This window comes from Xanthomonas vasicola pv. musacearum NCPPB 4379 (assembly GCF_000277895.2).
Taxonomy (GTDB): domain Bacteria; phylum Pseudomonadota; class Gammaproteobacteria; order Xanthomonadales; family Xanthomonadaceae; genus Xanthomonas; species Xanthomonas vasicola.
The window spans coordinates 2,281,846-2,303,772 of the sequence record NZ_CP034655.1 but is presented as its reverse complement, the minus strand read 5'-3'; the positions used below and the strand labels follow the sequence as shown (position 1 = coordinate 2,303,772).

The following is a 21,927-nucleotide window of genomic DNA, read 5'->3' as shown; positions in this document are numbered from 1 at the left end:
TATTGCATGCTCGTACATACGCCTTTGGCTGATGGCAGCCGCAGCAATGGTTTGCGCGGTTGTCACTGCAAAGCTGCAGTGACGCTGCATGCAGGCAGCGCATCAATCAGTGCCTGCATGTCATGCGCTGACCGGACCGCAGCAACGCACATCAACACTCACGTGCACGCCTACGCCTGGCGCGACGCACATAGAAAAGCGCACAAAAAAACGCCCCGGTATGCCGGGGCGTTTCCATTTCCAGTTTCAAGCATGCGGCAAGCCAGGATTCAGAAGCTCACCCCCCAGGTCACCTGACCACCGTACGCCGTCTGCCCGTCGCCGTTGAGTCCTTGCAGCGACAGTGCCAACCGGCTGCGCGGCGAGGTGATCAGACTGACGCCCAACTCGCCGACAACAGCGTTCTTGGCCAGGGTGACGCTTTGCACCGAGAACTCCGAAGCGGTGCCGACGAAGCCGGCCGAACGCTGCACAGAGCGGTCGCCAAACGCGTGCCGCCAGCCTGCCGACGCGTACAACGCCGCCTTTTGGTCGAGATCCCAATGCCCACGCACACCCAGCGTGGCGGTGCTGAAGGTATCGCTGGCACTGTCCACCGACAATGCGGAAATGCCGCCGCGCTCGGTGAAACCATCGGTCTTCAGACGGGTGTAATCGGCCGCAATAAACGGGCTGTACACCGCGCCCTTGGTGCGCAGATTCCAGGCCGCTTCCAGCGACACCGTCACCGCTGTGGCGTCATAGCGGCTGCTCAGGCGTTCTTCGAGCACGCCAGGCAACATCACACCGCGCGTGCTGTCGACGTTGTAGCTGGCGTAATCCACCGCGCCTTGTAGCGAGAACGCAGACCAATCGGCCCGGCCGTACACACCGGCATGGGTGCCATCCACATCGGCCCGGTCGCCCCACTCGCGCGACCAGCTCTCGATGTCCTGGTTGCCCACTGCAATTCCCACTACGCTGCGTTCGCCGAAGCGGCGTTCCGCACCGGCCATCACCCCGTTGTCCTCGCGGCGCACCGACACCGCATTGGCATCGCCATCGACGCGGTTGGGCAGGCTGCGCCCGGTGATCCACACCGTGGTGTCGCCAACCAGCGTGTCCTGGCTGTCGCCACGCAGATGGTTGCTGATGCCGCTGTAAAGGAAGCGGCTGTCCAGCAACGCGGTTGCGGTACTGGCATGGCTTTCGCCCGACAGCGATGCAAACGCAGTGCGCACCGCTTCCGGGTCGTTGGGCAAACGCACCACGGCCTGATAGATCGGGCTGGTGTTCGGCAAGCCGTCCACAGCCGCCGCCGTGGACTGCTGGTTCGGCGTGGTGACTGCATCCACCATGCCCACCGTATTGCGCCCGAACGTCACCGACAACCCGGTAGCAGTGGTGCTGACATCCGGCTCGATAAACGCGTAGTCGGAAACGACGTTGCTGAACTGCCCGGTGAGGCCACCGCCGGCGCTGATCACAGGAATCTCCGTAAACAGCGGCAGGTCGGTCGCCCGTAGCAACTCCAGGGTGGTGCCGGTTGCCACACTGGCTGCGCCGCCCACCGTCACCGGCGTGACCGCACCGCCGTCGCCGGGCGTCACCTGCAACGTAGAGCCTGGCGCAAACGTGGCGTTGTCGCCCACGCTGATGGTGCCACCGGCGCCACCGATGGCCACCGTGCCCGAGGAGACCAGGCTGCCGATGCTGCCGCTGCCGGTGAGCGTGCCGCCAGGCCCCACCGTGACCGGGCCGCCCAGCGCTGCGCCGGGGTTGGCCGGGTTGCCCACGCTCAGGGTGCCGGCCGCGATGGTTGTCGTTCCATCGAAGCCACCGCTGTTGGCCGTCAGCAGCAGCGTGCCTGCGCCGTCTTTGAGCAGACTGCCAGTGCCGGACAAGGTTCCCGCGTAGGTACCATTGGCGGCTTGCTGGAACACCAGTGCGCTGTTGTTGGCGATGTTGCCCTGCAGGCTGTCGGTGTCGCCGATCAGCGTGCCTGCATTGATGGTGGTGCCGCCCAGATAGCCGTTGACACCATCCAGGGTCAGCGCACCGACACCGTTCTTGATCAAGGTACCGCTGCCGGTGACATTGCCGGCATAGGTCCCGTCGGTCGCCTGATCGAACACCAGCACCGCGTTGTCGACGATGTTGCCCTGCAGGCTGGCGGTGGTGCCGATCAGACTGCCGCTGGCAATGGTGGTACCGCCGCTGTAGGTGTTGGGGGCGAGCAGCGTCAACGCGCCGGTGCCCTGCTTGATCAGGCTGCCGGTGCCGCTGACCACGCCGGCAAACGCGCCATCGCTAGCCTGATCGAACACCAAGGTTGCGTTGTCGACCACGTCGCCCTGCAGGCTGGTGGTGTTGCCGACCAAGCTGCCGGCGCTGATCACGGTACCGCCGGTGTACGTGTTGGGGCCGAGCAACTGCAGCACGCCAGCGCCTGCCTTCTCCAGCGAGCCAGTGCCGCTGACCGTGCCGGCATACACCCCGCCGGTGGTCTGGTTGAACACCAACGCCGCGTTGTTGGCAATATCGCCCTGCAGGCTAGCGGTGTCGCCGATCAGAGTGCCGGCCACAATGCTGGTACCGCCGGTGTAGCCATTGGCGCCATTGAGCAACAGCGCGCCGGCGCCATCCTTGACCACAGTGCCGGTGCCGGTGATCGAGCCGTTGAACACACCGTCGGCCGCTTGGTTGAACGCCAACGTTGCGTTGTCGACGATGGCGCCTTGCAGACTCGCGCTATCACCTACCAGCGTGCCGGCGTTGAGCGTGGTGCCACCGCTGTAGCTATTGCTGCCGTCCAGGGTCAGCGTGCCGGTGTTGGTCTTGATCAACGCACCGTTACCGCTGATGTTGCCTGCGAGTGCGAGGTCGGCCGGGTTATCGACGGTGAGCGCAGCACCTAGCGTGACCGCATTACCCAGTGCGGTGGCAACCGGATTGCTCAGCACCGAATCGCCGGTCACCGACAAGGTGCCGCTACCCAGCGCGGTATTGCTGCCCACCGCCAGACTGCCATCGCTGAGTACCGTGCCGCCGGCATAGCTGTTGTTGCCGCTCAGCGTGAGCGTGGCGGCGCCGTTCTTGATCAAGCCGCCCGTGCCGCTGATCTCGCCGGTCAATGCCAGATCGTTGCTGCCGGGCAGCGTCAACGCACCATTGAGCACCACCGCATTGCCTACGGACAAGGCTTGGTTGGTATCGAGTGTGGTGCCTGCTGCGGCAGTCAGCGTACCGGTTCCCAACGCTTGCGCATTGCCCAGCACCAGGCTGCCGCCGTCCAGCGCAGTGCCGCCGGTGTAGCTGTTGGGACCACTCAAGACCAGCGTGCCGGTATCAAGCTTTTGCACACCTCCAGTGCCGGTGATGGCAACGTCGATGGTGCCGGTAACGCCAGGGTCCACACGGATGATGGTATTCGCTGCGTTGGCGCTCAATGCGCCAGCACCTGCATCGCTGAGCACATAGCCATCGGTGATGAACTGCATACCGACGATGCCTTGGGTACCCTGCACGCCCACGTTGCCCGCAGTGCCGCCGAAGACTGCAAAGCTGTTCTGCCAGGCGCTGTTGGTCAGCCCATCAATCGAGGTCCAGTTGGTGGCGCCGGCAGTCCATGTGCCAGTACCGCCATCGGCGATGCCGTTGGCAACGGTCTGCGCGCCATCCCAGAACTGCGCGGTGGTGCCGGATGCCAACAGCACCACATTGACCTGCTGCGCCAGCGAGGTCTGCAATGTCAGCTGGGTGGGGTCGACCGTGCCGGGCAACGTGCCGAAGCCCATGCCGTTATTGGTCAACGCGCCGGTGTAGTCGATCAAGCGATACACGCCGGTGCCGAAACCACCGATGTCGGTGATGTTGAGCGTACCGTCCAGCGTGAGGTCGCCATTGACCGCCAGCACACCGGTCTGGCTGGGCACCCCCAGGAACGCATCGAGCGTGGCATTGGGTGCAAAGCTCAGGCTGCCGGTGGTCAGCAGCGCGCCGCTGGTCACCACCAGGCGGCCGCCGTCGTTCACCGTGACTGCGGCATTGACCACGCCGCTACCGCTCAGCGTGCCGCCATTACCTACCGTCAGGCCACCGGTGCTGCCGAGCGTGCCATCCACATCCAGCGTGCCGGCGGTGATCTGCGTGGTGCCGCCGATCGCGCTGGTGCCGGTGAGTTGTAGTGTGCCGGTGCCGATCTTTTCGAGAGAGCCAGCATCATTCAACGAGCCTGCAAACGTGCTGCTTGCGTCGTTGACGCCCAGCTGCAGCGTGCTGCCGCCCAGGATCGCGACATTGCCCACGCCGGTCACGCTGTTCAATGCGGTATTGCTGCCGAGCGAGAGCCCTGCAGCTGCCGCAACATCCACGCTGGCGGTCGTTCCCAACGTGCCGGTGGCGGAGGTGGCAAGCACACCACTCTGCACCGACACCGGGCCACTGAACAAATTGCTGCCAGACAAGGTCAACGTGCCCAGGCCGGTCTTGGTCAGTGCACCCGCACCACTGAGCACGCCGGTCAACGCCAGATCGTCCGCACTGGCGATGGTCAGATTGGCGCCCAGATTGACGTTGTTGCCCAGAGCAAGCGCAATCGCATTGCTCAAGGTAGAGGTGCCCAGCACCGACAGGCTGCCTGCACCGAGTGCCGTGTTGCTGCCCACCGCCAGCGTGCCGGCATTCAACACGCTGCCGCCGACGTAGCTATTGCTGCCATCCAGCGTGAGCGTGGAGGTGCCGTTCTTGATCAAGCTGCCGGCACCGCTGATCACGCCGGTCAATGCCAGATCGTTGCTGCCGGGCAAGGTCAATGCACCATCGAGCACCACCGCATTGCCGACCGCCACTGCTTGATTGGTGTCGAGTGTGGTGCCCGCTGCGGCAGTCAGCGTGCCGGTGCCCAACGCTTGCGCATTGCCCAGCACCAAACTGCCGCCGCCCAGCGCAGTACCGCCGGTGTAGGTATTGGGACCACTCAACACCAGCGTGCCGGTATCGAGCTTCTGCACGCCGCCGGTGCCGGTGATGGCCACATCGATGCTGGCGGTTGCGCCCGGGTCCATGCGGATGGCGGTCAATGGGTTGGTCACCGCCAGTGCGCCCGCGCCGGCATCGGTCAACTGATAGCCATCGGTCACGAACTGCAGGCCACCGATGTTCTGCGTGCCCTGCACGCCCACTGCGCCCGCGGCACCGGAAAACGCCGCGAAATCGCCTTGCCAGGTACTGTTGGCGCTGCCGTCCTGGTCGGTCCAGTTGGTGGCCGCACCCCAGGTGCCACTACCGCCATCAATGGTTCCATTGGCCGTGGTCTGCACGCCGTCCCAGAACTGCACGATGCTGCCCGGCGCGGTTACCACCAGATTGAGTTGCTGACCGATGGCGGTCTGCAACGCGAGCTGGCTGATGTCTACGCTGCCGGGAAACAGGCCAATCAGCATGCCGTTATCGGTGAGCGCGCCGGTGTAGTCGATCAAGCGATACACGCCGGTCCCGAAACCACCGATGTCGGTGATGTTGAGCGTGCCGTCCAGCGTGAGATTGCCATTGACCTCAAGCAGGCGCGTTGCGCTTGGCGCCCCCAACGCCACATCGACAAACGCGCCCGGTGCCAGCGTCAACCCGCCCACACTCAGCGACGAACCGCTGGTCAATGCGAGCCGGCCGCCATCGCTGATGTTCACGGCAGCGCCCACGTTACCGGCGGTGCCAGTGCCGGTTAGCGTGCCGCCCGTGGCCACATTCAACGCGCTGGTGCCGAGGCTGCCGACTACGTCAAGCGTGCCGGCACTGACCTGGGTGGTGCCACCGATCGCGCTGGTACCGAGCAAACGCACGGTGCCGGTGCCCACCTTGTCCAGGTTCCCGCCACCGCTCAGGCTGCCGGAGAAATCGCCGCCGCCCAGTTGCAGCGTGGCGCCGGCATCGGTGCCGACACCGCCCGCACCAGTGAGCGCGTTGATCAAACCACCGTTGGTCAGATTCAAACGCGCACCTGCTGCGACATCGACATTGCTGGCGTTGCCCAGCGAGCCAGCAGTGCTGGCCACCACGGTGCCGGCCTGGATCGCGAACGTGCCGGTGTAACTATTGTTGCCGCTCAAGGTCAGCGTGCCGAGTCCGGTCTTGATCAGATCGCCGCCACCGCCGATGGCGCCGCTGGCGGCCATTTCTGCGGCGTTATCCACCGTCAGCGCAGCGCCCAGCGCAATGTCGTTGGCCAGCGCAATGGCGACCACGTTGCTCAATACCGAATTACCGACAACCGACAGGCTACCGGTGCCGAGCGCATTGTTGGCTCCCACTGCAACCGTGCCTGCGGTCAAGCTCGTGCCGCCGCTATAGCTGTTGGTTGCATTGAGCGACAGCGTGGTGTTGCCGTTCTTGATCAGGCTGCCGGTGCCGCTGATGGTGCCATCCAGGGCCAGATCGTTGCTGCCGACCAGCGTCAGTGGAGCGTTCAACAAGACGTCGTTGCCCACCGCCAACGCGGCGGTGGTATCCAGTTCGGCAGCGCCGCCGACCACCAGGCCGCCTACGCCGAGCGCATCATTGTTGCCAAGTACCAACCGCCCCGCATCCAGCGCAACGCCGCCGCTGAAGATGTTGGCGTTGCCCAGCGTCAACATGGCATTACCCTGTTTGTTGACACCACCGATGCCGCTGATGACGCCATTGAGCGCGATGTCCTGCGTACCCGGCAATGTCAGCGTGCCATCCAATGCAACCGCATTGGCCAATGCCACGGCGGTGCTTGCGTCCAACGTCGTAGCGTTTGCGGCGGTCAAGGTGCCCGCGCCCAATGCAGTATCGCTGCCAACCAGCAACGCCCCGCCCTGCAGTTGCAGCCCGCCGCCCCAGGTGTTGTTGCCGTTGAGGGTGAGCGTTTGCGTGCCGTTCTTGACCAGGCTGCCGGCGCCATCGATCACGCCATCGAGCGTGAGGTTTTGTCCATCGAGCGTCAGCGCACCATTGACGGTGACCGCGTTCTGCAAGGTCACTGTGGTGGCGGCATTGAGCAGCGTACCGTTGGCGGTAGTAAGTGCGCCGCTGCCGAGCGCGGTATTGCTGCCCACCACCAGGGCACCGTTGTCCAACAGCGTGCCGCCGGTGTAGACGTTGTTGCCGTTGAGTGTGAGCGCACCGGTGCCCTGCTTGACCAGGCTGCCGGTGCCGCTGACGGTGCCGGTCAAACCCAGGTCGTTGTTGCCGGTCAACGACAGTGCACCATTCACGACGACATCGTTAGCCACCGTGGTCGCCGCGGTGGCCTGCAGTTGCGTACCGCCGGCTGTGGTCAACACCCCGCTGCCCAGTGCAGCGCCGCTGCCGATCAACAGACTGCCAGCGTTAAGATCCACGCCGCCGTTGAAGGTGTTTGCGCCAGTCAGTGTCAGCGCCGCAGCGCCGTTCTTGGTCAAGCCACCGACGCCGCTGATACCTCCATTGAGCGTCAGGTCCTGGCTGCCACCCAGTTGCAGATCTGCATCCAGCACCACGCTGTTGGCAAGCACACGTGCCGCGGTGCTATCAAGCAAGCCGCCGCTCACGCTCAGGCTGCCTACGCCGAGTGCGCTATCGCTGCCCAGAATCAGGCTGCCTGCCGTCAGGCGGGTGCCGCCCAGATAGGTGTTGTTACCGGAAAGCGTCAGGCTGGCCGGGCCGAGTTTATCCAGGCTGCCGGCACCACTGATGGCACCGGTGAGCGTGAGCGCATTGCTGCCGCCCAGGTTGAGTTGCCCTGCCAGTGCGATCGCATTGGTGAGCGTGCTCACTGCTGCGGTGTCCAACGTCGTGCCGGCCGCTGCGGTCAAGGTGCCGCTCCCCAGCGCGGTATTGCTTCCCACCGTGAGCTTGCCGGTATCGAGCGCGGTGCCACCGGCATAGGTGTTGTTGCCGCTGAGCGTGAGATCGCCGCCGGATTTGACCAGGCTGCCGGCACCGCTGATGTTGCCGCCCAAGGTCAACGCTTGCGCGCCGTTGAGCGTCAGTGCGCCGGTGCTCAACGTCACTGCATTATTCAGCGTGGCAGCGGCCGTGTTTTGCAATGTCGCGGAGCCAGTGACGTTCAATGCACCGGTGCCCAGTGCGGTTCCGCTGGCCACCTGCAAGGTGCCGGCATTGAGGCTGGTGCCACCGGTATAGGTATTCAAACCGCCCAGCGTCAGTGTCCCGGTGCCGAGTTTGTTCAATGCGCCGGCACCACTGATGGTGCCGGTGAGATTCAATGCGTTGCCGCTACTGCCGACACCCAACGTACCGGTCAACGCAACAGCGTTGCCCAAGGTTGTCGCAGCCGTGGCATCGAGTTCGCCACCGCTGGCGGTGAGCGTGCCGGTGCCTAATGCTGTATTCGCACCGACCACCAACCGCCCGGCGTTGAGCGTCGTGCCTCCGGTGTAGGCATTCGCATTGGTCAAGGTGAGATCGCCAGTGCCGCTCTTGATCAAGCTGCCTGCACCGTTGATGGCGCCGCTGAGCGTGAGCGCTTGTGTGCTGGGCAAGTTCAGCGCCGCAGCAAGGCTGATGCCATTGGCCACCGTCAACGGCACAGTCGTGCTGAGGTTAGATGCGCCGGTGACATTCAATGCACCGGTGCCCAGCGCAGACGCGGTACCCAATTGCAGCGTGCCCGATGCCAGGTTGGTGCCACCGGTGTATGTGTTTGTACCGCTGAGCGTAAGCGTGCCCGCACCGGTTTTATTGACGCCACCAGCGCCAGCCAACGTGCCACTCAAGGTCAGCGCGTTGCCGCTGGCGCCCAGGCCCAACGTATTGGTGAGTGCGAAATTATTGGTCAGCGATAGCGGAGCGGTGTTGTCCAGCAAGCCACCTGCTGCGGTGACCGTGCCAGTGCCAAGCGCACCGGAGGTTTCGAGCAGTACGCTTCCTGCGCCCAAGGTGGTGCCACCGCTATAGGTATTACTGCCGCCCAAGGTCAGCGTGCCGGTGCCAACCTTATTGAGCACACCGGTGCCACTGATCGTGCCGCCAATCCGTAGCGCGTTTGTACCGCCGATACCAACCGTGTTGCTCAACGAAAATGCATTGGCCAGGTTCACCGAAGCACCCGCCAATACGCTGCCGCCAGATGCGGTGACGGTGCCGGTGCCCAACGCGTTGTTGGTGCCGACCGTCAACGCGCCATTGGTCAAATTGACGCCACCGGTGAACGTGCCGGTACCATTCAGCGCCAGCCCACCGGTGCCGGCTTTGGTCAACGCACCGGTGCCGGTGATTGCGCTGCCGACGGTCAAGTTATTGGTGCCCTGCACGGTCAGGCCGCCCGCGCCCAGCGCAATGCCATTGGTCGGTGCCAGCGTCAGACCCGTCGCCGAGGCTTCGAGCGTGCCGCCGTTGGCGGTAATGGTGTTGCCTAGCTGCGCGGGATTGGTGAACTGCAATACGCCGCCATTGAGCGCGCTGTTGCCGAAGTTGCTCGCGCCGCCTACCAACCAGGTGCCGCTATTGACGCGCAAGTTGCCGAAATTGATGTACTGCGCGGTGCTCAACGTGCCTGCACCGGTGTTGCCGCTGCCGGTACCCACTGCAGAATTCTGCAGGATCAGCGTGTTGTTGCCGCCCAGGCCGCCGTCCACCACGCCGGTCTGCGCGAAGCTCAGCAAACCACCTGGTCCGAGCAGTTCGAGTGCAAGTCCACCGGCACTGGTGACGGTGCTAGAAGTCACCGCGGTGAAGCTGTTGGTGCTGCCCACACCCATCGAAACACTGCCGTTGATGGTGCCTGCGTTGACGAACGTATTGCCGGTGGCCGAACTCTGAAAGCCCACCCGCCCGTTGATGGTGCCGGTATTGACGGCATTGACCGTGCCGCCGCCGGTCACCGCGATGACGGGCGTGTCCGAGCCTAGAATCGACAGCCCAGCCAACGGACGGCTATCGATCATGCCAGCATTATTGATTTGCACCGTGCCACCGCTGGCCGAAGTCAGCCCGAGCGCCATGCCGTCGAGATTGAGCAGATTGGCGCCAAGCAAACCGCCGGTGCCATAGATCGTGCCGCCGGCAAGATTGTTGAACGACACTGCAGTGGAGCTGGCATTGCCCATCGTCACGCCGCCGCTTAGCGCCGAAAGCAGCCCAAGGATGGAAGGGTCGATGGTGCCGGCGTTGTTGAGCGTGGAATTGGTGCCGCTCAAGGCGATGGCCGTACCGCCCAAGAGACCCGCAGTCATTTGGCTGCCGGACGCAATATTCACGGTTAAGGAAACTCTGAACAACTCCCCTTGATCCTGCGACAATCACACAGACGCAACGGGACAACGACGATGCAACTGACCTTCGGCGATGCGGAGTACAACGGCAAGCGCAAGCGGACGCGGCGTGAGGTGTTCTTGGCCGAGATGGACCAGGTCGTGCCGTGGAAGGATCTGCTGGCACTGATCGAACCGCACTACCCGAAGTCGGGGCAGCCGGGGCGACAGCCGTATCGGCTGGAGACGATGCTGCGCATCCACTTTTTGCAGCAGTGGTACGCACTGAGCGATCCATCGGCGGAAGAAGCACTGTACGACACGGTGTCGATGCGCCGTTTTGCGAAGATCGGCGGGCTGGATGAGGTGCCGGATGAAACGACGATTCTCAACTTCCGGCATTTGCTGGAGCGGCATGATTTGGCGCGCAAGCTGTTCAACCGGGTCAACGCGCACCTGTCGCGTAAAGGGCAGAGTCTGCGGGGCGGGACGATCGTGGATGCCACGATCATTGCGGCGCCAAGTTCGACCAAGAACAAGGATGGCGAGCGCGATCCGGACATGCACCAGACCAAGAAGGGCAACCAGTACTTCTTCGGGATGAAGGCGCACATCGGGGTGGACGATGAGTCGGGCCTGGTGCACCACGTGGAATGCACGGCGGCCAACGCAGCGGACATCACGCAGGCGCACAAGCTGCTGCACGGCAAGGAAGACACTGTGAGCGGCGACAGCGGCTACACCGGGCTGGACAAGCGCGATGAGATGAAGGGCAAGCGCACGCTGCGCTACCTGATCGCGGAGAAGCCCTCGAAGCTGAAGCAGATCAAGAATAAGCGCGAACTGAAGTTGGCCAAGCGCTGGGAGCACACCAAAGCCAGCCTGCGTGCGAAGGTGGAACACCCGTTTCGGGTGATCAAGCGTCAGTTTGGTTACGTCAAGGTGCGCTATCGCGGTTTGGCGAAGAACACCGCACAGGTGCTGACGCTGTTTGCACTATCGAATCTGTGGCTGACGCGCAAAGCGTTAATGCCTGCTGCGGGGAAGCTGTGCCTGTAATCCAGGCAACACCCCGCAAACGTGCCGAAACCGGCAAAAAATCGGCGATTTGAGCGCCCTCAGCGCGGCGGATGCGGTTGCTTCGTTTTCCGGTCGCGTTGATCAGACCATCCTTAAGCCGTTTGCGCTGCTGGCGAAGCTGTTGCTGGTAACCGGCGTACCCGAGCACGTGACTGTCGCGCCCGCTGCAGGGATGGCTGGTGTGCACGCTCCCCAGGCCAGCATCGGTGCGGCGGCCCCCACCGCCAGGACCACCAGGGCCGGCAATTGACGACGGGTAGAGCCAGGCTTGCGGCGCCGACGCACCAACTCATGCGTCACCACCCAATTGCCAATTGCAGCATTCCAGACCAGCGCAAATGCACGATTCATTTGAATTCCCCTGATTGCCGAGCGAAGACCGACGCGTACCCATGCACGCGCCTCCTAAGACGGGATTGGAATAACGGTAGAGCTGGTTTAAAGCGGCAACGCTATTCCAGCGAGTATCGATCCAGAGCCAGAGACGACCCTGAAACGAACACATCGGTTAATACCACTTCGGAATTGCCCTGTTGCGAGACTAATAGGCGAATTGAAACGACTGAAACTGTGCTGAATATCACTAACCTAAAACTCATCCATGACACAAGCAAAATCTGTCGACTGGTTTGCTCGTGCTCGCTAAGTCAATTTACTGCCTCACCCGTAAGCGCGCACGTCATTTGCGCCGTTTGATTCACCAAAAAAATCGGTATTTATCTAGCATTTGCAAGGAACTTGATTGGATGAGGCTGGCTTATTTAAAGCAGGCTGATGCATATTCTAACTCAGCCATCGACTGTATTCAGAACAATCGTTTTCAATAAATTTGCTGCGCCGCAAAAGCCCAGAAAGCGCAAATAACGGATGGGCGTGGTTATTTATGAGCCCGCTTGATGGATTAATACCACTCACCTAGTCGACATCGATCGGTGGAGTACGGTATTTGTATGTCGCAGGCGCAACAGCAGTATTTATGGTCGGGGCTGCTATCCTGCTGAACATCTGGAATACCTTCACAGTGATAAGCGCGGCGCGCAGTTTGCGCAGCTTTCGTCACCTATCGATGACCTCGGTTTGTTTCTAGTAGCGGTGCAGTGTGTGATCTTCAACACGGAACCTGACGACATGACGCTTGCTCTGGACGACAAACCGCAAGATCGCCACTTCGACTGGTCGGGTGTCCCTATCGAACTTGGCGGCATGGAACCGCTTGAACAAATTGCACGCTTGCTCTGCCACGCATTGGTTGCGCCGGCAGCTGCGCTGACGATCACGGAAGGCGGCCACCTGCGCGTGCTGGCAGCGCGTGGCATCAGTCCCAGTCATGTCGAGCAGGCGATTGCGCTATGCCAACAGGTTTCAGCAGCGCCCAACGGTGTGGCGGAGTTGATCGAACATGCAACGCTTGCGCAGATTCAACTCGGCGATGCCGCGTTCCCCGGTTTGCCCGCACGCTTTATCGCCTGCGTGCCGGTGGGCGCGCCGCAGACAGGCGTTTCCGGCACGTTGTGCGTGATCGACACCCGCGAGCGCCGGCTGGCAAGCCAGGAACACCAGCAACTGCTGATGTTCGCCAATGTGGCTGCCGCACAGCTGGAATTGCAGTTCGGTGCCGGCCGACGCGAACCGCATAGCGGCTTGCTCAACACGCGTCAGCTGCAATCGGATCTGGATGCCCTCGCATTCGGCAGCCACTGCTTGCCCACCATTGCGGCCTTCATCGAGGTTTACGACACCCAGGCCGCCAATGAAGCGCGCCAGGCGCTGGGCATGCAGCCACTGGAAGAATTGATCCGCCACGCCAGCTACGTGTTGACGCGCGCCTTGCGCGGCAAGGCTACCGTGTACCACGTGGCCTCGATGCGCTTTGCGTTCTTCCTCCTCAACTCCGCGCCGGATGAGATGGAAGACCTGCTGCTGGATCTACGCGACATGCTGCAAAAACCTGTGGATGCCGCAGGTGTACCGATGTCGCTGACCTTTCATGCCGGTGTGGTGCGCTTTGCACCGCAGCAGCCAGACACCAACGATGTGATGCGCAAGGGCTTGGTGGCGCTAGGCGATGCAATCAACAACCACGCCATTGTGTGCTGGTATAGCGCTTCGCAGGACGATGCGATCCAGCGTTCCTACCGGCTGGCACTGGATGCCGAACAGGCCTTAGACGCCGGCGATTTTCGGTTGGTGTTCCAGCCGCGTATCGATCTTGCAGATCTCTCGGTGACCGGCTTCGAAGCCTTGCTGCGCTGGCATCACGCCAGTCTCGGCCCGATCGGTCCGGACGAGTTCGTCCCGCTGTTCGAAAAGACGGCACTGATGTGCACGGTCACCAATTGGGTGATCGAAAGTGCGCTGGTGCAGCTGGCGCAGTGGCGCGCCCAGGGGCTGGATTTTTCCATCTCCATCAACCTGTCCTCGCGCGATTTCGGCAACATCAATCTGGCAGCCGATGTGATCAACCGTTGCAAGGACTTGGCGATTCCCACCACTCGCATCGAGCTGGAAATCACCGAAGGCCGTTGGCTGCGCAGCAATGTCGAAGCTGTTCCGCGGCTGCGCGCATTGCGCGACGCAGGCGTGAGCGTGGCCATCGACGATTTCGGCACCGGCTACAGCAATTTCGGCTATCTCACCGAGTTGCCGGTCAATGTGCTCAAGCTGGACCGGTCCTTGGTCACCGGCATCGCCAATAAAGCCGGCATGCAGATGCGTGCAGAAGCGGTCGTGCGCCTGGCCAACGCCTTGGGTTATCGCACCGTGGCCGAAGGCATCGAGCATGCCGATGAAATCGCCCTGCTGCGCAGCTGGGGATGCGACGAGGCGCAGGGGTATCTGCTCGCCAAACCGATGGAAGCTCACTTAGTGGCCGACTACGTCAAACAGACCGCGGCCTTGCAGCGCCTGCCCTGACGTTTACGCGGCGAGGTACTGCTTGACACGCAAGAACGCCGCTCCACGTTTATTAGGATGCATGTACGGTGCATCGCGATGCGATGCACGTGCTCTCTGCAATCCGCGATGCAGCAGTGGCCAAGCCGCTCAACTGAGATCGTGCAGGTCCTTGCCCAACGGCGCAGTCAGCGCCCAGTCCGAGAAACGCACCTTCAAGCCGGCGCGTTCCGGCGTGCAGCACATTGGCCCGACCAGATACTCACTTGCCACCGGGAATGGACACAGACGTACCAGCGGCCAGTGACGGCCGTCCGCAGACACCTGCAGGCGCAACACACCGTCGGCAACCGTGGCACGCACCCAGAAATCTTTGGGGTCGGCTTCGTATGGACCGGTGGCCCAATCCGACACTGGGTTGGTCAACACGCTACTGAGCATGGCGCGCCCGTCGCTGAGTTCGATCCCGGCCTTGACCCAGTGCTGTTCGTCCACGCGCACCATGATGCCGGCCTGGTCGTACAACGCTTCGTATTGCGCTCGCACGCGCAGCTGTGCGGTGAAGCGTGCGCCCGTCTTGATGCCAAGAAAATGCCCGCTGTCGCGGGTGAACCCGTAATGCGTCTTGCGCCAGAAGTCGGTCGTCTTATCGGTCACCACATCCAGCGTGTCACCATTGAGATCGACTGTCTTCGGCCGGTTGAGCCAGGTGCCCGCCTGCCAACTGCTTTCCTGCGTCATCGTTTTCTCCGGTTTGGTCTGTTGTGCAAACGCACTGCCACCGAACGTCATCCCGACTATGCCACCCAGCACGCGCCTGCGTGTGCGATTGAATGCGTCATGTTGCATCGACTGCGCTCCTGCGACTGATGGATGCGTAGTTTAAGTGGTGGACGCGCAAGGCTACACACATGCAGCGCTGCGCCGCGGTTTAATGCACGGCATTGCAGACATGCGTCGCTCGCAACTGCGATATATCGCGGAAAAGCGGACCGAATCAGCGCAACAATGGCGGCGCGCACCGCGTCCAGATGCGTGCTGCCCCAGCCTCACATGCCCTGCCCTCAGCCCTGCACCAATGCATAGTCGATTGCCGCACAGATCGCGACCACCTGCGCAGCATTGCATTGCTCAGGTGTGGCGCGTGGGCTATCCGGATAGACCTCGGTGGTTGTGCGATACCGCGCATCGGTGACACCAGCGCATAACCCCAGCCGCCGCACCGGATAGTTGATGACACCATGCCCCGCCACGGGTGCGCCGATGAGCCGCCCCTCCGCATCGGCAGGCGCGATATGCGTCACCTCTGCCACCGCCGCGATCACCGCCTGCTGGAACGCTGGCTGCGGATCTTCGCTATCGCCGACGAGATAAAAGCCGTCCGGAATGCTGCCTGGCACAAACGTCGCACCATCGCGCGCCGCCAAGGCGGGGCGAAACTCGCTTTCATCGCTGTCGGTGGTTTCGTGCAGATCGATATGCACCAGCATCCGCCCTGTGGTCGCAGCCACCAGCCGCATCAATGCAGCCGATTCTTCGGCAGGACTGTTGTCGCGGAAGGCACGATTCGGATCTACCGCGTGGGCATTCCACCGCTGGATGCGCTCATAGCCCCACGGGTTGATACACGGCGCCACCAACAGATTGCATCTGCCAGCGTATTCGGCGGCGCGCTGCTGCAGGAATTGCAGCGCACCTTGCACGCCACTGGTTTCGTAGCCGTGCACGCCGCCTGTGACCAACACGCACGGCAAGCGGTCGTCCCACTCGGCGCTGCGCAGTGCCAGTAGCGGATAGTCCCCTTGCGCGTGGGCAATGGTTCCGTACTGCACGCGCTGGTAGCGCGCGGCCAATGCGGCGATCTGCTGCACGACATCGTCCGCATAGCTGCGCTGCTGCAGCTGGCGTGCACGCCACGCGGCGCGCTCCGGCTCACCCCACGGTTGCCCAGGCGTGCCGATCGGATAGGTTGCGTTGGTCGACATTGCAGACACCGATACGAGGAAAACGCCAAGGGTAAGCGCTCTGCTTGCAGAACAAAAAGGCCCCGCGCTGCGGGGCCTGTGTAATGTAGCGTGCTTGGCGATGCTTACTTCTTCGCGGTAACACCTGGGGTGGCATCGCGGACCAGGAACTCTTCGGTCAGCTCCGGCAGATGGGCCAGCAGCCAATCGGCCATGGCCTGTTCCTGCGGCAGGATCTGCTCGCATACGCGCTGCGTTTCGATATCGCCCACCGTCTTGGCGGCACCCAGCAACGCTGTGTAGGTCGCGATCTCCAGGTTCTCAAACACGTAGCTGGCCATTGCACCCTTGACGATTTCGTCAGAGGTGGTCATGCCGCCCATGGCTTGGCCGAACGCTGCCATCTTGCCCATGGTGTCCTTGATGACCGACGGCGAGCCGCCCAGGCGTTCGATACACGACTCGACCAAGCGCTGCTGCCCCAGGGTCTCTTCCAGATGCTGCTCGATGCGCGCCTTGAGCTGGGGGTAGTGCTCGATGCGTGCGGCCTGGGCCTTGAGCATCTGCTCTGCCTGCTGCTCCATTGCATGTGCGTCGCGCAACCAGTCCATCAGATTTTCTTGGGGTTCGGCCATGGGGTTCTCCTGTTTGTGTGCGATGTGTCCAGCCTGCCGCGACGCACATGAAATACACGGCTGTTTCAGGTGAACGTCGCGTGCGCTGTCTACGTGGCATTGACACATGCAGCAGCGCTGCGGATAGCCCACCTGTCGCCACGACTGATGCGCAACGACAGAAGATGCGCGGCGACAAGATCTGCGCGCACCCCCCATGCGCTGGACCGCCCGCCCGCCTGACCTCACATCAGGTCGAATGCATCCGGGCTCCTGTCAGCGCTTGCGATGCTTCACCCACCGGCTGCACCGGCGGCCAGACAACTGGAGTAGATGCAAATGCTGCCATCTTGGAAAGCGACAGCATGGCGAAAGCGAAATTTCTCCATGCAATCGATGTCAGACATCCAACAGGACTGCAAAAATTTCCGACTTGCGCTTGATGCGTTGTACAGCAAGGAATTTCCACGTTTGAAGTGCACATCAAGCGTCACTCGCCGTGATCGACCACAAAAGAAATGCAATCGATTGCGCAACGGCGGGCAATGATTTGCCCTGCGTCAGGCGAAAGCAACACAGGCGCCAAGCCGGGTGGGCATAGCGCCTGTGTCTAACATCACCATCCAAGACCGGCGCGCCATAGCGCGCCGATCGCTGGATTATGCGGATTCTTCCTGCGGCCTGGACTGCTTGGAACGCCCGCCCTTGCTGCCGATCCGCGACATGTGATCGCGATCGCGGCTCACAGCCTGGCCACCCTTACGGCCAGCCTCGCGTGCTTCGTCGCTAGTAAATTCGTGCGCGTTGCCACTGGCATGCGCGGCTTTGCCGCCGCTGCTTGCGAGCACGCGACGCTTTTCCGGATCCAATGCGGCAAAGCCGCGCCGGCTACGGGTTGTGTTTTGTCCCTCTTCCACTGTGCCTCCTCTCGATGCTTCGGTTACGGCTGGGTAATAGGCCTACCGCAACATTCGTGCCAACCCTGAAAGGCATGTTTCGCGGTGCGTTGCGTGTGGATGCAGGAAAAAACAGCTGCGCTCGCTGCGCAAATCTTGCGCACCTCTACGTCGCCATATGATGGGCCGTACCCTTAAGTGGATCGCTACCACAGGCACTGCTGCGGACAGATATGGCTCAAAGCGGATTGCGGAGCTGCAGCAGAATGAGCTAATGCGCATACGAGCAACTGCCCTGTAGGGGACGCGGGCGTTGCGCAGGCTCGTCTGGTTCAGTTGCTACCAAACCCGTGAGAGGGTCGGCCCTGCCCTCACAACGCACCAGACCCTCGTGCCCCAGGAAGATGCCAGCGCTTTCAACGCCTTGATGGTGAGCAATTCCAGATCGCCGGGGCCGGCGGACAACAGCACCACATCACGCGCGCAGGAAGGTGTGACTGACATGAGAGATCTCGCTGTGTGTGGAGGAAAGTGCGCTCAGGGAAACCTGTCCTGAGGCAAGCCGCGGTTGCCGACACAGCGGTGTGAGTTGCGGCAGGCAAGAACCACAGACGGTGCCGCAGCCCAGGCGTTGCTTGAGTTACGCGACATCGGCACCGTCGTCGATGGCTGCGTGAATCGCAGTGGCCGAGACGTTCATGCACGCACTGACCGATGCCACATCGTCGAGCACGATGTAGCCGGCGCACGTCAACGCCTGGCGCAGTTCGCCGATTGGCTTTTGGGTATCGTTGACCAGCAAAACACGCATTGGCGGCAGCGAGGCGTGGACGTGGACGTGGACGTGGACGTGGACGTGGCCTGATGGTGCCATGCAACATGCCGTCCATGCGAGTCATCTTTTCGGAGTGTGTCTGATGCCGTTGTTCCCGTTGTTCGCCAATCTGCAGGGGCGTGCCGTGCTGGTGATCGGTGGCGGCGAAGTCGCCACGCGCAAGGTACTGGCCTTGCTCAAAGCCGAAGCGCATATCCGCCTGTATGCGCACGCGCTTTCGCCCGAGCTTGCGGTGCTGATGCAAGCCGGCCGCTTCGAGCAACTGGGTGGCGCGTTCGACCCGGCATGGATCGACGATGTCTGGCTAGTCGTGGCCGCGACCGACGACACCGATTTAAATCAGCGTGTAGCTGCCGCTGCAGGTTTACGAAACCGGCTGGTCAATGTGGTGGACGATGCCGAGCTGTCGACGTATCAGGTGCCGGCCATCGTAGACCGCGACCCACTGATCATCGCCATCTCCTCGGCAGGCGCCGCGCCGATGTTGGCACGGCGTCTACGCGAACGGCTGGAGCGTGAATTGGATGCGTCGGTCGGCCGCTTCGCCGAACTATTCGCAAAACACCGCGAGCGCATTCGCAGCCAGTTTCCGGACATGAACCGGCGCCGCCGCTGGTTCGACCGCGTCATCGACGGCGAGGTACCGCTGTTGCTGCAGGCTGGCAATGACGCAGCGGCAGAGACCGCGTTCAGCGCAGCACTGGACGATGCCGGCGCCATCCCGGCGCGTGGCAGCGTGCAACTGGTCGGCACCGGCCCCGGCGATCCGGGGTTGCTCAGCTTGAAAGCCCTGCGCGCGATGAATCTGGCCGATGTGCTGCTGATCGACGAACGCATTCCCGATGCAGTGCTGGAGCTTGCGCGTCGCGACGCCTCACGCCGCGCGTTACCGCAGACAACCGATGCGCAACAGCAGCTGATCGTGGAACTGGCTAGCGAAGGGCTGCAGGTGGTCGCATTGCGCAGCGGCGCCGGTTACGACGATGTGGCTGCGGATACGATCGCGGCTGCCTTGCAGGCGTGCGGTCTGGCATGCGATCGCGTGCCAGGAATTGCGCCCGCAGATGTGCGCGGTTGAACGCGGTGTCGTGACTGGCGACGAGCTGGTGAAAGCAAACGGCACATACGCAGCAACTGCCTGAGCTGACATCCTGCAGGCTGGCATATCGAGCTCTGCCTCACTTCAACCACCGCAGCCTCATCGCATTGCACGCGAGAAACATCACTCTTTCGGAAACCGTTTACGCGCACTGTCGCGCACATCGATATCAAAGGTGACACGCAGCGCCATGGTTTCGGCATGCCCTGCACCGGCATCGAAGGTGAAGGTCAAACCCTCGCGGCTGGGCAATTGCCGGGCATGCTCTTCGAGCGCGCCGCGCGGCACCAGCAATTGCCAATGATCGGTGGCGCAATTGCACGCGGCGTGACCGCCGGTGAGGCTCACGCTGTGTCGCACCAGTCGCGCACCCTGCCCGCTCGGCAACCGGCTCGCGTTGTCGACCGTGCGCCCGGCCAGGAGTTCGGCTAGCTCCGCTTCGTCGATACGGAATCGCAACTGCTGGCCTTCAATCTGGATTTTCATGGATCAGCTCACTCCATTGCTCGGGCGTGTTGCAATTGACGAACGCGGCACGTTCGCTGGCGGTGACAGCCACGCGATGGCAATGCAGTGAGCGCTGCAAGGCGCGCAGCGAGCGTGACGATGCAGCGCCAGCCATCAGCGCGGTCAAGGCCTCACGCACGTCCGCATCAATGCGCAGACACATTGGCAGCATCTGATCCGCAAAGCCCGCGCAGCGGTGTTGCGACGGCGCCAGCAGCTTGCCCAGCAACGCGGCCGACAACAGCGGCATATCCACCGGCACCACCACCAGCGTGGTTGCATCGGCCACGCGTGCGATCACGCTCGCAAGGCCGCCAAGCGGGCCCAGATCAGGCTGGGCATCGGCAATGCCGGCGTAGTCGGGCCGGTCGCCGCTGACAAGGACGTGCTGCGCACCAGCCTCGCGCAGCAGCGTCTGCATTTGCTCCAACAACGGGCGCCCATGCCAGGACAACAACGCCTTGTCCTGCCCCATACGCGACGAACGGCCGCCGGCCAGCACAACGCCTGTCCACGGCTGCATCGCCGTCATGCAGCCGCACCAGGTTTCATGTCAGTCAGATGCGTTTTCATGGCGTAATCGCCGGCGCCGCTGGCTGCAGATGGCCCAAACCGAAGACTTCGGCATGTGTGCTCGGCGCTGCGCCTTCGTCCTGCGGCTCCAGCACGGCCCAGACGTTGGCCTGCAGCAACGGCACCACACGAAAGGATTCTTGCTGCGGCAGGATCTGCACCGACAACTCCCCCGCCGCGCTGCACAGCAGCCGTGCGCGCAGATGCTGCCGCCAGATCGGTCGTGCCTGCATCGGCGTTTCCAACGCGACGCGTAGGCTACGCTCCAGCGGCATGCCCAACAAACCACGCACTGCTGGCTCGACAAAAAAGCGTAGTCCGGCCGCACTGGCCATTGGGTTGCCGGGCAAACCGACATACAGCGCACCATCACCGAAGCGTGCCAGCAACACCGGCTTGCCTGGCCGCACCGCGACCTTGTGAAACAGCAACGCCGCAGCGTTGCGTGCCAGTGCATCCGGGATGAAGTCGTAACGACCACGCGAGACCGCGCCGGTGCTCAGGATGAGATCGGCACCGGCATCGCGGGCCTGCGCCAGCGCAGCGTCGAACGCCGCATCGTCATCGCCCACCTGCCCGCGCCACACAACGTCTGCACCGGCGGCACGCAGCTGACTCAGCAGATAGCTGCTGGTGCCGTCGTGGATCTGGCCAGGCTGCAAAGGTTGCGCCGGGTTGCCGATCAACTCGCGCCCGGTGGCGATCAAGGCCACACGCGGCCGCCGCACCACCTGCACACGCGCGCAGCCCAAGCCCGCTAGCAGCATCAGATGCGCACCGCGCACCACGGTACCGGCTTCGATCACGCGATCGTGCAGGGACACGTCTTCGCCGCGACGACGGATGTGCTGGCCTGTACGCACCGGCTGACGCAGCAGAATGCGGCAGGGGCGCTCGCCGTCGTGTTCGAGAATCTGAACCTGCTCGATCGGCACCACCGCATCGGCGCTTGCGGGCACGCCAGCCCCGGTCATGATTTCCCAGGCCGCACCTGTTGCGGCCGCGCCAGCATCCTGGCCGGCCGCCACGGTGCCGCTCACTACGTGCTCGCTGTCTGCCAACGCGCCAGCGCCGGCGGTTGCCAGCGCAAATCCATCCATCGCGCTGTTATCGAAAGGCGGCAACTCGGCCGGGCTCGACAACGCGTCTGCAAGCACGCGGCCTTCCGCATCGGCGCTCGCCACCCACTCGCTGGTGAGCGTTGCGACGTGCGCGTGGAGCAGCGCAAGTGCTTCGGCATAACTGATCATGTGCAGGACAGTGCCGATCAA

Annotated in this window: 11 protein-coding genes and 4 pseudogenes; 3 read left to right on the top strand and 12 right to left on the bottom strand. The window is 62.8% G+C overall.

Features of this window, described 5'->3' with window-relative positions:
- Positions 1–269: 269 nt before the first annotated feature.
- A complete protein-coding gene (locus KWO_RS10695) occupies positions 270–10,244 on the bottom strand; it encodes an autotransporter-associated beta strand repeat-containing protein (protein WP_050561030.1) in 9,975 nt (3,324 codons plus the stop codon).
- A 27-nt stretch (positions 10,245–10,271) separates the two neighbouring features.
- Here KWO_RS10695 and KWO_RS10690 point away from each other — a divergent pair, with 27 nt between their 5' ends.
- Complete coding sequence (locus tag KWO_RS10690) at positions 10,272–11,255, top strand: IS5 family transposase (protein ID WP_017113471.1); 984 nt, start codon at positions 10,272–10,274, stop codon at positions 11,253–11,255.
- Between the two features lie 114 nt (positions 11,256–11,369).
- Here the strand turns inward: KWO_RS10690 and KWO_RS10685 are convergent.
- Positions 11,370–11,627: pseudogene (locus tag KWO_RS10685) on the bottom strand (ESPR domain-containing protein); the annotation flags it as partial.
- A 750-nt stretch (positions 11,628–12,377) separates the two neighbouring features.
- Between KWO_RS10685 and KWO_RS10680 the strand changes: the two are divergent.
- On the top strand, positions 12,378–14,189 hold the full coding sequence (locus KWO_RS10680; protein WP_017112853.1) for an EAL domain-containing protein: 1,812 nt from the start codon (positions 12,378–12,380) through the stop codon (positions 14,187–14,189).
- A 129-nt stretch (positions 14,190–14,318) separates the two neighbouring features.
- Here KWO_RS10680 and KWO_RS10675 read toward each other — a convergent pair whose 3' ends face one another.
- The 7 genes and pseudogenes from KWO_RS10675 to KWO_RS22985 all read right to left on the bottom strand — a co-directional run.
- Complete coding sequence (locus tag KWO_RS10675; protein WP_010380738.1) at positions 14,319–15,017, bottom strand: DUF1349 domain-containing protein; 699 nt, start codon at positions 15,015–15,017, stop codon at positions 14,319–14,321.
- Positions 15,018–15,232: 215 nt separating this feature from the next.
- Positions 15,233–16,153 (bottom strand): M14 family metallopeptidase, encoded by a 921-nt coding sequence (locus KWO_RS10670; protein WP_010380741.1) that lies wholly within the window; start codon positions 16,151–16,153, stop codon positions 15,233–15,235.
- 104 nt (positions 16,154–16,257) lie between these two features.
- Positions 16,258–16,767 (bottom strand): ferritin-like domain-containing protein, encoded by a 510-nt coding sequence (locus KWO_RS10665; RefSeq protein ID WP_010380742.1) that lies wholly within the window; start codon positions 16,765–16,767, stop codon positions 16,258–16,260.
- Between the two features lie 638 nt (positions 16,768–17,405).
- The gene (locus KWO_RS10655; protein WP_010373484.1) at positions 17,406–17,663 is read right to left on the bottom strand and encodes a KGG domain-containing protein; all 258 of its coding nucleotides are present in this window, start codon (positions 17,661–17,663) and stop codon (positions 17,406–17,408) included.
- A 378-nt stretch (positions 17,664–18,041) separates the two neighbouring features.
- A pseudogene (locus KWO_RS10650) lies at positions 18,042–18,116 on the bottom strand (uroporphyrinogen-III C-methyltransferase); the annotation flags it as partial.
- A gap of 82 nt (positions 18,117–18,198) precedes the next feature.
- Positions 18,199–18,354, bottom strand: a pseudogene (locus KWO_RS22990) ((2Fe-2S)-binding protein); the annotation flags it as partial.
- Positions 18,337–18,453: pseudogene (locus KWO_RS22985) on the bottom strand (response regulator NasT); the annotation flags it as partial. The pseudogenes KWO_RS22985 and KWO_RS22990, both read right to left, overlap by 18 nt.
- Positions 18,454–18,559: 106 nt before the next feature.
- Between KWO_RS22985 and KWO_RS10640 the strand changes: the two are divergent.
- Complete coding sequence (locus KWO_RS10640; RefSeq protein WP_017112855.1) at positions 18,560–19,555, top strand: NAD(P)-dependent oxidoreductase; 996 nt, start codon at positions 18,560–18,562, stop codon at positions 19,553–19,555.
- Between the two features lie 144 nt (positions 19,556–19,699).
- On the opposite strand, the gene KWO_RS10635 is transcribed toward KWO_RS10640, so the two are convergent.
- The 3 genes from KWO_RS10635 to KWO_RS10625 are packed head-to-tail and all read right to left on the bottom strand — an operon-like array spanning position 19,700 to position 21,927.
- A complete protein-coding gene (locus tag KWO_RS10635) occupies positions 19,700–20,062 on the bottom strand; it encodes a hypothetical protein (RefSeq protein WP_010373493.1) in 363 nt (120 codons plus the stop codon).
- A complete protein-coding gene (locus KWO_RS10630) occupies positions 20,046–20,615 on the bottom strand; it encodes a molybdenum cofactor guanylyltransferase (protein WP_010380748.1) in 570 nt (189 codons plus the stop codon). The genes KWO_RS10635 and KWO_RS10630 overlap by 17 nt, the downstream gene beginning before the upstream one ends.
- Positions 20,616–20,652: 37 nt before the next feature.
- Positions 20,653–21,927, bottom strand: a complete 1,275-nt coding sequence (locus tag KWO_RS10625; protein ID WP_017113729.1) for a molybdopterin molybdotransferase MoeA — start codon at positions 21,925–21,927, stop codon at positions 20,653–20,655.